Origin of the sequence: Jeotgalicoccus sp. S0W5, assembly GCF_011634875.1 — a bacterium.
Taxonomy (GTDB): domain Bacteria; phylum Bacillota; class Bacilli; order Staphylococcales; family Salinicoccaceae; genus Jeotgalicoccus; species Jeotgalicoccus marinus.
In genome coordinates, this window is sequence record NZ_SIRQ01000018.1 from 189,974 (window position 1) to 202,966 (window position 12,993).

The 12,993-nt window shown below is 39.1% G+C and carries 15 protein-coding genes and 1 other RNA gene; 3 read left to right on the forward strand and 13 right to left on the reverse strand.

Features of this window, described 5'->3' with window-relative positions:
• Window positions 1-86: 86 nt before the first annotated feature.
• Window positions 87-257 (forward strand): hypothetical protein, encoded by a 171-nt coding sequence (locus EYB29_RS10840; protein ID WP_166627244.1) that lies wholly within the window; start codon window positions 87-89, stop codon window positions 255-257.
• Window positions 235-522 (forward strand): hypothetical protein, encoded by a 288-nt coding sequence (locus EYB29_RS10845; RefSeq protein ID WP_166627245.1) that lies wholly within the window; start codon window positions 235-237, stop codon window positions 520-522. The genes EYB29_RS10840 and EYB29_RS10845 overlap by 23 nt, the downstream gene beginning before the upstream one ends.
• Window positions 523-594: 72 nt before the next feature.
• Here EYB29_RS10845 and ssrA read toward each other — a convergent pair.
• From ssrA to secG, 5 genes are all read right to left on the reverse strand, one after another.
• Window positions 595-954, reverse strand: a transfer-messenger RNA (tmRNA) gene (ssrA, locus tag EYB29_RS10850).
• A gap of 67 nt (window positions 955-1,021) precedes the next feature.
• On the reverse strand, window positions 1,022-1,492 hold the full coding sequence (gene smpB / locus EYB29_RS10855; protein WP_026867328.1) for an SsrA-binding protein SmpB: 471 nt from the start codon (window positions 1,490-1,492) through the stop codon (window positions 1,022-1,024).
• A gap of 6 nt (window positions 1,493-1,498) precedes the next feature.
• On the reverse strand, window positions 1,499-3,805 hold the full coding sequence (gene rnr / locus EYB29_RS10860) for a ribonuclease R (RefSeq protein WP_026867327.1): 2,307 nt from the start codon (window positions 3,803-3,805) through the stop codon (window positions 1,499-1,501).
• A gap of 14 nt (window positions 3,806-3,819) precedes the next feature.
• Window positions 3,820-4,575 (reverse strand): alpha/beta hydrolase, encoded by a 756-nt coding sequence (locus EYB29_RS10865; protein WP_026867326.1) that lies wholly within the window; start codon window positions 4,573-4,575, stop codon window positions 3,820-3,822.
• A gap of 116 nt (window positions 4,576-4,691) precedes the next feature.
• A complete protein-coding gene (gene secG, locus EYB29_RS10870; protein ID WP_166627246.1) occupies window positions 4,692-4,922 on the reverse strand; it encodes a preprotein translocase subunit SecG in 231 nt (76 codons plus the stop codon).
• A gap of 133 nt (window positions 4,923-5,055) precedes the next feature.
• Between secG and EYB29_RS10875 the strand changes: the two genes are divergently transcribed.
• Window positions 5,056-5,976 (forward strand): nuclease-related domain-containing protein, encoded by a 921-nt coding sequence (locus EYB29_RS10875; RefSeq protein ID WP_166627247.1) that lies wholly within the window; start codon window positions 5,056-5,058, stop codon window positions 5,974-5,976.
• Here EYB29_RS10875 and EYB29_RS10880 read toward each other — a convergent pair.
• From EYB29_RS10880 to EYB29_RS10915, 8 genes are all read right to left on the reverse strand, one after another.
• The gene (locus EYB29_RS10880) at window positions 5,966-6,334 is read right to left on the reverse strand and encodes a hypothetical protein (protein WP_166627248.1); all 369 of its coding nucleotides are present in this window, start codon (window positions 6,332-6,334) and stop codon (window positions 5,966-5,968) included. The genes EYB29_RS10875 and EYB29_RS10880 overlap by 11 nt on opposite strands.
• Before the next feature lie 174 nt (window positions 6,335-6,508).
• Window positions 6,509-7,807, reverse strand: coding sequence for a phosphopyruvate hydratase (gene eno, locus EYB29_RS10885; protein WP_166627249.1), 1,299 nt, complete (start codon window positions 7,805-7,807; stop codon window positions 6,509-6,511).
• 48 nt (window positions 7,808-7,855) lie between these two features.
• The gene (gene gpmI / locus EYB29_RS10890; RefSeq protein ID WP_026867322.1) at window positions 7,856-9,367 is read right to left on the reverse strand and encodes a 2,3-bisphosphoglycerate-independent phosphoglycerate mutase; all 1,512 of its coding nucleotides are present in this window, start codon (window positions 9,365-9,367) and stop codon (window positions 7,856-7,858) included.
• Window positions 9,360-10,118: a triose-phosphate isomerase gene (tpiA, locus tag EYB29_RS10895; protein WP_026867321.1), complete on the reverse strand. Its 759-nt coding sequence runs from the start codon at window positions 10,116-10,118 to the stop codon at window positions 9,360-9,362. Before tpiA ends, gpmI begins: the two co-directional genes overlap by 8 nt.
• A 3-nt stretch (window positions 10,119-10,121) precedes the next feature.
• Window positions 10,122-11,318, reverse strand: a complete 1,197-nt coding sequence (locus tag EYB29_RS10900; protein ID WP_166627250.1) for a phosphoglycerate kinase — start codon at window positions 11,316-11,318, stop codon at window positions 10,122-10,124.
• Between the two features lie 143 nt (window positions 11,319-11,461).
• Window positions 11,462-11,713 (reverse strand): glutaredoxin family protein, encoded by a 252-nt coding sequence (locus EYB29_RS10905; RefSeq protein WP_166627251.1) that lies wholly within the window; start codon window positions 11,711-11,713, stop codon window positions 11,462-11,464.
• A gap of 2 nt (window positions 11,714-11,715) precedes the next feature.
• The gene (locus EYB29_RS10910) at window positions 11,716-12,177 is read right to left on the reverse strand and encodes a threonine/serine exporter family protein (protein WP_166627252.1); all 462 of its coding nucleotides are present in this window, start codon (window positions 12,175-12,177) and stop codon (window positions 11,716-11,718) included.
• 11 nt (window positions 12,178-12,188) lie between these two features.
• A complete protein-coding gene (locus tag EYB29_RS10915) occupies window positions 12,189-12,986 on the reverse strand; it encodes a threonine/serine exporter family protein (protein WP_166627253.1) in 798 nt (265 codons plus the stop codon).
• Window positions 12,987-12,993: the final 7 nt, after the last annotated feature.

The window sequence follows — 12,993 nt, forward strand, 5'->3', positions numbered from 1 at the left end:
ACAATACAACAAAAATATCATAAGTTTATGTAAATTAAGAATGATTACTCTGTATTAAGGGAATATATTTATGTAAAGGAGATATTATGATTAATAATTTATTTGGTAAATGGGACATTATTGCAACGACTTTAAGTATGTGGACAGATGGTAAAAGAGAACACCCTTCAATCACTTATACAAAGTTAAGTGATTCACCATTAACCGTCAACAATCAGGTTAAATTTCTAAAATATGGTAAAGAAAAAAAGTATTAAAGGCATAGAGAAATATAAGGATGGCCAGTTTATATGGAGAGGAAAAGGCCTACTTAAACTTTTCAAAAGCACTTGGCATTTCGTCTATTTAGATGCTGATGTTCTCATCATTAAGTTTGGTTCAACTCTAATGACAGACGCTGGTTTAGATATTTTGATTCAAGACAAAAACCGAATTCAAGAACTTAAGGAAAAGATACTTCACTCCTATACTGACTATAAGCAGACTAAAGAAGAACTAGAACAATTAGAATGGTTGGTATAGGAAAATACTTGGTCACGTATTGGTCACAGAAATTAAACAAACCCCGTAGCCACAAGGCTTACGGGGTTTAAAATATGGAGACGGCGGGAGTCGAACCCGCGTCCAGAGACTTCGCAACATCTCTTTCTACGTGTGTAGTTCATTTTTAAATTTCGCATGGGTGATGGTAATGAACCCACCTCAGCCCATGCTAGTCCGATTAATCTCTTCCATTAGTCTTCTGACTGCAGACTAAATGGCGTATCCTATTATAGTTGAATCATCGTCACGGGCCATAGGAAAGCTCATGGGATGATGCAGGCTGACTAGGCAGCTACTGCGAAATTGTTTTGTTTGCCAGTTATTATAAACTGAGTATCGTTGATGACGAAGCCGAAACCTCCGACACGCTTAAGATGCCCAAACAGCCCCTGTCGAATCCGGAACGTCCCCGGATTATAATCGGCTATCTTTTTACCGAGCGTCATCTATTATAACACGTTAAAAATATACTTACAAATTATTGATTGTACGCTTTGATAGCACGATCAATATCTCTCTTCATTTGTTTCTTCTTAAGATCTTCACGCTTATCATATTTTTTCTTACCACTCGCAATACCTAAAAGCATTTTACATACACCATTTTTAATGTATAACTTTAAGGGGATAAGTGCATTTCCTGGCTGTTCGATATGTCCTCTTAGTTTATTGATTTCTTTACGATGTAAGAGCAGTTTACGATGCCTGAGTGGATCATGGTTAAAACGATTCCCTTCTTCATAAGGGGCAATATGCATGTTATAAACATACATTTCCCCTCTATGAATACGAGCAAAGGAATCTTTTAAGTTCGCTGACCCTCGGCGAATGGATTTAATCTCCGTACCTTGTAATACCATACCAACTTCAATCGTATCTTCGATTGAGTAGTCATGACTGGCTTTTCTATTTTGTGCCAGTGGTTTAGTCTTATGCTTATCTTTACTCATCAGCCTCTACTTCTTTCCTTTACCTTTTTTAGGGGCACCTTTATAGAATGGCTTCTTGCCTGAAGCATTTCTTTTGCCTCCACCTTTCTTAAAGGTCCCTTTCTTTTCTCTAGATCTTGATTTCTCTTTCTTATTACCCTTGATTTCAACCGGACGGCTTCTCTTTTCTCTCGGCTTTCTATCCGGCATACCAACGACCTTAAAGTCAATTAAGCGTTCATCCAGATTCACACCTAACACTTCAATTTCAACCTTGTCACCTATACGGAACATGGTACCTGTCCGTTCACCAATCATCGCCATTGCTCTCTCGTTGAAGTTATAATGGTCATCTGTCATGTGAGACACATGGACGAGTCCTTCGATTGTATTCGGTAACTCAACAAACATACCGAAGTTCATCACACCAGCAATGACACCCTCGAATGTCTCGCCGACGTGTTTCATCATATATTCTGCTTTCTTCAGATCATCCGTGTCGCGTTCAGCATCTTGGGCGCGTCGTTCTCGTTCTGAAGTATGCTTAGCAATATCTGGCAAGATACTCTTATTATGACGAATGGTTTTAGCGTCTGTCTTCTTATTAATTAAATATTGACGGATCAGACGGTGCACAATTAAGTCTGGGTAACGGCGAATCGGTGAAGTAAAGTGAGTGTAAAACTCAGTCGATAAGCCGAAGTGTCCAAGAGATTCTTCTGAGTACTTCGCCTGTTGCATAGAATGTAACATAAGGGTACTAATGACCATTTCCTCAGGACGTCCTTTAACTTCTTCAATAATCTCTTGAAGCGCATGCGGATGAATTTGATTGCCTTTACCTTTAACCATCACTCCAAAACCTGTTAAGAAATCAAAGAACTTATTAAGTTTCTCTTCTTTTGGTTCTTCGTGAATACGGTATAGGAAGGGTACATCCATCCAGTGGAAGTGTTCAGCCACTGCTTCGTTTGCTGCGAGCATGAACTCTTCAATCATCTTCTCACCAGTACCACGGTTTCTTAGAACGATATCTTCAGGTGTGCCGTCGTCTCCAACAACTACAGCCGCTTCATCAAAGTCAAAATCAATTGCCCCACGTTGGTCTCTCTTACGGCGGAGCGCTTGTGCCAGCTCTTCAGCTTGTAGAAGGTATGGGTAGACTTCCTTAAACTCTTCAATAATTGCCGGGTCTTTTTCTTCTAACATTAAGTTTACATTACGATAGGTCATGCGGTAATTCGAATTGATGACACTTTCAAAAATTTCATGGTTCACTGCCTTACCGCCCGGTGTGAATTCGATGCGACAGCTCAAGGTTAGGCGGTCGACATTCGGGTTTAGTGAGCAAATACCGTTGGATAGGCGGTGTGGAATCATCGGAATGACTCGGTCGACCAAGTACACACTTGTCCCTCTATCGTACGCTTCTTTGTCAATCGGTGAATTCTCTGTTACATAATGACTAACATCTGCGATACTGACTGTTAATTCCAAATTACCATTTTCAAGTTTTTTAACACTGACAGCGTCATCTAGGTCTTTCGCATCTGCGCCGTCAATTGTAATAGTAAATTCATCTCTTAAATCAACACGATCTTTTGTTTCGTCTTGATCGATAACTTCAGGTACAGACTCCGCTTGTCTTAAGACCTCATCTGGGAAGTCAATGTCGATGCCATGTTGGAAAATAATTGATAAGATATCGACACCCGGGTCATTTTTATGACCGAGAATCTGTATGACATGTCCTTCAGGATTATCACCATCTCCCTCAGGGAATTTTGTGATTTCTACAAGTACCTTATGGCCATCAATCGCACCTAAATTATGATCTTTAGGTATAAAAATGTCGGTTTTAAAAGTTTTGGAATCAGGTACGACAAAACCGAAGTGCTTGCTCGCATTATATTCTCCGACGAGCTTGGTCACACCACGCTCGATAATTGAAATTACTTTTCCTTCAGCATTGTCACCCCGAGAATTTTCTTCCACTTCAATCAACACAGTATCACCATCAAGGGCACCGTTAACCGCAGTAGGCGGAATGAAGATATCTTCGACATCCTCTTCTTCAGGTCTTAAGAAGCCAAAACCTCTCTTATGCATCGATAAAGTCCCTTTAATTCTGTTGGAGTCGGGAACTTTCATATACTTATCTTTTTTTGTGCGATACAGTTTACCGGATTCTTCAAGAGAGACCAAAGCTTTCACCATATCTTTAAAATCATCCGACTCATCTGCCTCTAAAGTCATTTTAAAATCATCAGTTGTCATCGGTTTATATTCGTCACTGTTGACGAGTGATAATATTTCTTCTTTATAGTCTCTCATCGTAATCCTCCGTATCATTTATAGGTGAGCAAGTTTTCTCCCACCGTAAATTTATATATATCTTCAAATAATTCTTCCTTTGATTTGTCTATTGTTAATACGTGTCCACCATCCGGATACCATTTTATTTCCTTATCATCTGTTGAGATACTATCAAAAATAACATTGGCGCTCTCAGAATTAATCACTTCATCCTTTTCACCTTGAGCGACAAATGTAGGAATCATGACATCCTCTAAGTTCCCTTTTACCATCTGAATAAACGTTCTGATGTCTTCAAAAGTAGATGTCATCTCTAACTGTTCTAATTCTGACTCAATTTCCTCAGGCGATTTATTTTCAAACATTTTTAAATATTTTTCAGCATAGGCTTTAAATTGACTATACAAGGTCTCAGATTCCTTTAAATACATCGGGCTACAAATTGTCGATATCCCAACTAAGTCACGGTCACTAGAAAGATTCAGCGCCATTACACCACCGATTGATACACCTGCTGCAAAAATATCTTCATAACCTTCTGATTTTAGAAAATCATAAGCATCCACTACTTGTTTATACCAAACATACGGTGATGATTCGGTAATCTTCTTAGGATGTTCGGCATGGCCTTCGTAGTTTATTGAGTAGGATGTCATACCCTTTTTCTGAAGGTATCTGCCAAGCTGTCTAACATCAGATGTATTACCCGTAAAACCATGTAAAAGTAACACTGCTGATTTGCCACTATCTTCTTTAAAATAGAATGTTTCTGGTAATTTGAAATTCATGAGGTCACCTCTATATTCATCTTACTTACATTGTACGCTAAATTGAGTGGATTCTAAAGATTCATGCAGAAATAAAAAATCCCGTATCCGGCTAAAGTCGGATACGGGTGTCGTATTTATCCAATGTAAGTCAACAATAACATGATCATAAAGAACAAAATAGCTAAGATTACAGTAGCTCTGTGTAAAATGAGATCCATACCACGAGCTTTTTGTTTACCAAAAACTTGTTCAGCTCCACCACTAACTGCTCCAGAAAGTCCGGCACTCTTACCCGATTGTAGGAGAACAGTTGCGATTAAAGATATACATACTACGATTAAAAGAACGATGAGTAGAGTCTGCATGAAGTACCCCTCCGATTTATATTAACAGTATAAATAATACCAAAATTACACTCTATCCGCAATGTAAATTGATGTTTTGTAATCTACTTGTCACATTAAAAATTGTCGTGATTCTGGTGCAATTTTTAAATTTTTGTCATTTGGAGATAATTTACCTGCATTATATATTTGTGGTATGAGAAAACAACCTATTAAACTTCATCAGATGCAGGTTTTACGTCGTCGCTTTGAGCTAAGTGAAAATGAAGAGAAAGAATTTGAAAATTTACAAGCTGGCTTTTTAGGAGAATTATCTTTCGATAAACTTCTCGACGCTCACTTGAGTGGCTTAAATGTTTATCATGTGAAAGATTATCGTTTCAAGGTGGATGGTTCAGAAGTGCAGATTGATAACCTACTTATTTCTGGAGACCAGGCTTATACCTTTGAAGTAAAGAATTATAATTTCGACTTAGTTTACTGCAACAAAGCTTGGCACTTTGTAAATGGGGAGGAATTTAAAGATTTAAGTATGCAAGTGAACAGGCAACGGCTTTTATTACAACAACTACTTAAGAAAGGCAGTTTCTACAGCGCTTCAAATAATGTGATGTCTCATTTGGTATTCGTAAATCCTAAGCAAACGATTTATAATATGCCAAACTTAGAAAATTTAATCGTCCCATCCAATGTAGATAAGCGCCTATCTAAAATCTGTAAGTCCAATTATTATGATCAGTCAGCGCTCTATAAATTTTTAGAGAGTCAGCGTTTAGTTAAATCAATTTACAATATTCCAGTAGATATTAAATTTGAAACATTACGTCCCGGAACCTACTGTTATCAATGTAATTCCACTTCCACTCTCGATAAAATCCACAGAAATTTGTATAAATGCAAAAATTGCAAAATTGACTATAATATACTACAAATTTTGCAAAACCTACAAACTGAAATAACAGCCTTAAATGACAGTTGGAAGATTACGCCAGCAATACTATTTAAGTTAAGTGGAGGGATGGTGAGTAGGGCTGTGATAAATAAATATATAAGAGAAGGTAAGATCAAATTATGATTTGAGATGGTGATAAGTACCGTGATTCTTCATGACTTATCACCATTTCCACTGCTTTTGGTGATAAGTACCGCGATTTTTCATGACTTATCACCATTTCCACTGCTTTTGGTGATAAGTACCGCGATTTTTCATGATTTATCACCATTTCCACTGCTTTTGGTGATAAGTACCGTGATTCTTCATGACTTATCACCATTTCCACTGCTTTCGGTGATAAGTGCCGTGATTTTTCATGACTTATCACCGTTACTACTGCTTTTGGTGATAAGTACCGTGATTCTTCATGACTTATCACCATTTCCACTGCTTTTGGTGATAAGTGCCGTGATTTTTCATGACTTATCACTGGTTCCACTGCTTTTGGTGATAAGCGCCGCGTTTCTATCAGACTTATCACCGGTTCTACTGTTTTTGGTGATAAGTACCGCGTTTTTAACAGACTTATCACCACCCACTAGACTTCTCATAACCCCACATCACAAAAACCTCCCCTCGACAAAAGCGAGGGGAGGTCATAAATTTCATAGACTTAGATATTTAAGTTATAGAAAGAGTCTAGGCCTTTGTAGGTTGCTGTTTCAAAGAGTTCATCTTCGATACGTAATAGTTGGTTGTATTTCGCAACGCGGTCAGTACGGGATGGTGCACCTGTCTTAATTTGACCCGCATTTGTAGCAACAGCGATATCTGCAATCGTTGTGTCTTCTGTCTCGCCTGAGCGGTGTGAGATCACTGCAGTGTAGCCTGCGCGTTGGGCAGTTTCTATTGCTTCAAATGTCTCTGTCAAAGTACCAATTTGGTTGACTTTAACTAAGATTGAGTTTGCAACACCTTGCTCGATTCCTTCTACAAGTTTTTCAGTGTTTGTAACAAATAGGTCATCACCAACTAATTGAACTGTATCACCAATCTTATCAGTCAATAACTTAGTGCCTGCCCAGTCGTTTTCATCTAAGCCATCTTCGATTGAGATGATTGGATATTTGTCGACCATGGCACTGTACCATTCTACGAGCTCTTCTGAAGAATATGTTTTCCCTTCACCTTTGAGTTCATAGGCACCCGTTTCTTTATTGAAGAATTCACTTGAAGCGGCATCCATTGCTAAAACAATATCAACACCTAATTCGTAGCCTGCAGCTTTAACTGCTTCTCCGATCACTTCGAATGCTTCTTCATTTGATTTAAGGTTAGGTGCGAAACCACCTTCGTCACCTACAGTTGTGCTATATCCTTTACTAGATAAAACTTTCGCTAAGTGATGGAACACTTCTGTCCCCATGCGGAGGCCTTCTTTAAACGAAGACGCTCCAACTGGCATAATCATAAACTCTTGGATATCAATATTGTTATCCGCATGTTCCCCACCGTTGATAATATTCATCATCGGTACAGGCAGTTGTACTGCATTGAAACCACCTAAGTATTTATAGAGCGGCTGACCTAATAGATCTGCTGCAGCTTTACTAACGGCAATTGAGACACCTAAAATCGCATTGGCACCAAGTTTAGCTTTATTTTTAGTACCATCAAGCTGGATGAGCATTTTATCGATAGAGACTTGTTCTAAAACTGAAAAGTCGCCTTCGATTAACTCAGGCGCGATAATTCCATTAACATTCTCAACTGCTTCTTCTACACCTTTACCTAAGAAGCGTGATGAATCACCATCACGAAGTTCAACAGCTTCGTATTCTCCAGTAGACGCACCTGAAGGCACTAGTGCTCGGCCAAAGGCGCCACTCTCAGTCAGTACTTCAACTTCGATTGTTGGGTTTCCTCTAGAGTCTAAAACTTCACGTGCATAAACATCTGTAATTAATGGCATGTCATCCTACTCCTTTGTGTTTTTAGTTCGAGTTTATTATAACTTATTTTACGATAAAAGGCTCTCACCAGTCATATCTTTCGGTTGTTCGAGGTCTAACAAATCTAATAAGGTTGGTGCAAGATCAGCTAGACGTCCATCCTCACGTAGATTTTGCTTTGTGTCTGTAACAATAACAGGCACTGGGTTCGTAGTGTGTGCAGTCATCGGCTCACCTGACATTGTTAACACTTCGTCTGAGTTACCATGATCAGCTGTAATGATTGCACGTCCGCCGAGTTCTAAAATTTTGTCGACGACTTGACCGAGACACTTATCGACTGCTTCTAAGGCATCGATTGTTGGCTGCAACATGCCACTATGTCCGACCATATCAGGGTTTGCAAAGTTTAAAATCACTAGATTTAAGTCTTCTGTGTCTAAGGCTTGAATGAGTTGATCCGTGACTTCATAGGCACTCATTTCAGGCTGTAAATCATAAGTTGCAACCTTTGGTGAATCAACAAGAATACGAGATTCGCCTTCAAAGACAGCCTGACGTCCCCCATTCATAAAGTAGGTCACATGCGGATATTTTTCGGTTTCTGCAATTCTCAATTGCTTTAACCCATTATTTTGAATGACTTCACCAATCGTGTTTACTAGATCATCTTTTTCAAAAACGACATTGCTCACTACTGCTGGACTATATTCAGTAAAGGTTGAAACATTTAAGTTTTCAATATCTTTTAGACTGTCTATATGATTAAAACTAGGATTCGTCAAAGCTTCACTAAGTTGAACAGCTCTATCTGGTCTAAAGTTGATGAAGATCACAGCATCATTGTCGTCAATTTTGGCGCCATGACCTACCGTAAATGGTTGGACAAATTCATCAAAAATCTCAGCTTCATACGACGCCCTAACACCCGCTTCTGCTGTATCAAAATGCGGAGCATCGCCGTGAACAAGTGTGTCATAAACAAGTTTCATCCGGTCCCAGCGCTTATCTCTATCCATGGCATAATAACGGCCACTAATGCTTGCAAACTCACCGACGCCAACTTCAGCCATAACCTTTTCAGTTTCTGAAATATAGGTCAGTGCCGAACTTTTAGCAACGTCACGACCATCTAAAAATCCATGAACTACGACATCTTCTAAATTATGTGCCTTAGCCATTCTAAGTATTTCAAACATGTGGCTATAGTGTGAGTGAACACCGCCGTCACTTAATAAGCCCATGATGTGCAGCTTACTACCCTCATTTTTAGCGTGATTAAGTGCATCTAAAAGGACCTTGTTTTGATTGAATTCTCCTGTTTCAATCGCTTTGTTGATACGGGTTAAACTCTGATAGACGATACGCCCTGCACCAATGTTTAAATGTCCGACCTCAGAGTTACCCATCTGTCCATCAGGTAAACCCACATCTAAGCCACTCGCCTTTAAAAGCGAGTGGGGGTATTGATTTTTATAGCGGTCAAAGTTTGGCATGTGTGCTTGTTTTACTGCGTTTCCATATGATTCAGTACGTTCAGCAAAACCATCAAGTATAATTAATGCGGCAAGTTTAGTCATGACTTGATCCATTCAATAAGGCAACAAAATCATTTACTTTTAAAGATGCACCGCCCACTAATGCACCGTCTACATGCGTTTGACGCAACAAGTCTTCAATTGTTGCTGGTTTAACAGAGCCACCGTAAAGTATTCTCACTTTTTCTGCAGTTTTTGAATCATATAGGTTCTCTATAGTGTTTCTAATCACTTCGCACATTTGATTCGCATCATCACTTGACGCACTTTGACCCGTACCAATTGCCCATATTGGTTCGTAGGCGATGACAACCTGAGCAACTTGGTCACGACTAATACCTTCAAGTCCCTTAGACACTTGTTGCCTCACCTTGTCTTCCGCTTGACCCTCATTTCGTTCTTCTTGTGTTTCACCAACACAAGTAATCGGGAACATTCCTGCCTCTAAGACAGCATGATTCTTCTTATTCACATCTTCATCTGTTTCAAAGAATAATTGTCGACGTTCTGAGTGACCAGTAATCACGTAAGTCAATCCTAGATTACTTAACATGCTTGCTGAAATTTCACCCGTGTAGGCACCGTTTTCTTCGAAATAGACATTCTGTGCACCGACTTTAATGTCTGTATCCTGTGTTTTATTTACTAAAACCGTCAAATCGATAAAGGGCGCACACAGCGCCGCTTCTACACTTTTAGGTAGCGTTTCTTTAGTTAATTCATCCATAAAAGCTTCTGTTTCACGGACGTTCATATTCATCTTCCAATTACCAGCAATTAATGGCGTACGCATAAGCTAGTCCTCCTCAACATTGTCTATAGCTTTTAAGCCTGGTAGTTCCTTACCTTCTAAATATTCAAGTGATGCTCCGCCACCTGTGGAGATATGGCTGAATTTATCCTCAAAGCCGAGTTGTTGTGCAGCACTTGCAGAGTCGCCACCACCGATGATTGTAATGGCTTCATCTAAGTCTGCGATCGCTTGGCATACTCCACTTGTGCCTTTGGCAAAATTAGACATTTCAAAGACACCCATTGGGCCATTCCATACAACTGTCTTCGCTCCGTTTAAAGCATCTTCATACAGTTTGATTGTTTTTTCTCCTATGTCTAGTGCCATCATGTCATCAGGAATATTATCAACATCTACCGTTTTAAATTCAGTGTCATTAGAAAATTCCTTCGCAACAACAACATCCACCGGAAGAATTAACCGACCTTCTGCTTGCTCAAGTAAGTCTTCTGCAATCTTGATGTTATCTTCTTCTATTAATGAGGTACCGATTGAATGACCTGCAGCTTTAAGAAAAGTATTCGCCATTCCTCCTCCGATTAACACCTTGTCTGCTTTAGATAGAAGATTCTCAATAACGCTAATTTTGTCTGATACTTTCGCACCACCTAATATTGCTACAAATGGTGTTTTTGGTTCGTCGACAGCATTACCTATGAACTCAATTTCTTTTTTCATCAAGAACCCAGAAACGGTAGGTAAATGTTCACTAATGCCTACATTTGATGCATGTGAGCGGTGTGCAGTACCAAATGCATCATTTACAAATACATCTCCAAGTGATGCCCAGTACTTACCAAGCTCTGGATCGTTTTTACTTTCTTTGGAACCGTCTAAATCTTCATATCTTGTATTTTGAATCAGTAAAATTTCACCGTCAGGTAAACTGCTCACAGCTTCTTCTAAGTCATCACCACGCGTCTTATCGCTGAATAATACTTCCTTGTCCATCAGCTCACTTAAGCGCTTCGCAACAGGTGCGAGTGTGTAAGTTTCTTTATCTTCTTGAGATTTCACACGTCCGAGGTGGGATAGTAGAATGACCTTACCACCTTTTGCTAGAACATAAGAGATAGTTTTAATCGCAGCCTTGATGCGGTTGTCATCTGTAATCTCACCATCTTTTAAGGGCACATTAAAATCTGCTCTAATTAAAACTTTTTTACCTTTTAATTCTACATCGTCAAGAGTCTTTTTCATGAATACGCCTCCAAGTATATATTCAATTTTATTATACATATCTCACTTAGTGATTTAAACTACAAAAGTAATTTTACATTGATGTAAACACATCCATAAAAAAACGGACACCCTTTATAAGGATCTCCGTTAGTATCAAATATTTATTTATGTTCACGTATATAATCGTAAATTGTCACAAAATCAAGTACGCCTTCTTGAATGACCTCATCACCATTCGATAAGACAGGAATGCGTACCATGTATTCTTCTTGCAGTTCATTGTCTTCGTCGATGTTGACTTCAGTTAATTGAACAAGATCATTTCTTAGTTCAGATAAAGCCAGTCTGATTTGGAGTTTACCTTCATTACATAACGCACAATCGTTACGCATGTAATAAGTAAGATTAAGCATGGTCAAGCCTCTTTCTTCCACAAATTTTTTACTTCACGTTTAAGCGTCTGCATCAATGAATCAATCATTTCAGTGGAGATAATACCCATAGCAATCGCCATGGATACTAAGGCCACTTGGAAGCCGTAAGCTAGAGCCATATCGTATTGGGTCATGACCACACTACGCATGGCATTATATGCTGTACCACCAGGTACCAAAGGAATGATACCACAAGTTATAAAGATGATGACTGGCGCCCTAAGTTTGCGACTGCTTAAGATAGAAACCGCAGTCAATACAATAGCCCCTAAAAAGGACGCGATTGGCGCTTCTGCACCGATTTCTGTTGCTATATAGTAAACAATCCAACCTAAGGCACCACTAATACCACCTGCGACAATTGTTCTTCTCGGTGCGTTAAACAGGACACCAAAACCCGCTGATGCAAAGAAACTTAAAATCAATTGGAAAAAATAAGTCATGATTCTCCCTCCTACATCAACATGAATATGAGACCTACACCTGCACCGATAGCAATCGCAGTTAAGGAAGCCTCAGCACCCTTCATAGTGCCGGCTAGCATGTGGCCACGAATCATTTCTCGAATCGCATTTGTGATTAAGACACCAGGCACTAAGGGCATGACTGCAGCGATAATAATTGTTTCGACATTGACACCAGGACCATAGTTTACATAAAGAACAGAAAATAAAGCAATAAAGAACGAAGCAAAGAATTCATTGAAAAACTTAATTTTGGTATAACGCTGAATACTTTCTGTAATTAAGACTCCTAACATGCCACCAAATGCTGCAATAGGAATGTCCACAATAGTGCCATTAAAAAGAAGTAAAAACATTGCTGCTACAATACCACCTGCGATAATCACCAGCCATAGTGGAAACATCTTAGTTTCATGAATCGTTTCAATCGTCTCAATCGCCTCATCAATGGGTAATCCTTTAGTAATTTGTCTAGACAAATCATTAATATTAACGACTTTTTCTAAGTTGTTTGCACGCTCTTCGATACGAATCGTTTGAGAAAGTGCGTAATCATTCATTGATAGTATGATTACTGTTGTTGTCACGAACACTTGGACATTACCGATACCATAGTTGTTAGCCATACGTAGCATCGTATCTTCAATGCGGTAGGTCTCAGCGCCGCTCTCTAATAAGATCTTGCCACTATTTAAACAAACATAGAAGACTTTACGAACAAACTTATCATCTAAACTAACGTCAGGTTTATCGACTGTTTCAAGTGCTTCGACTGACAAATCACTCACCTCTTTT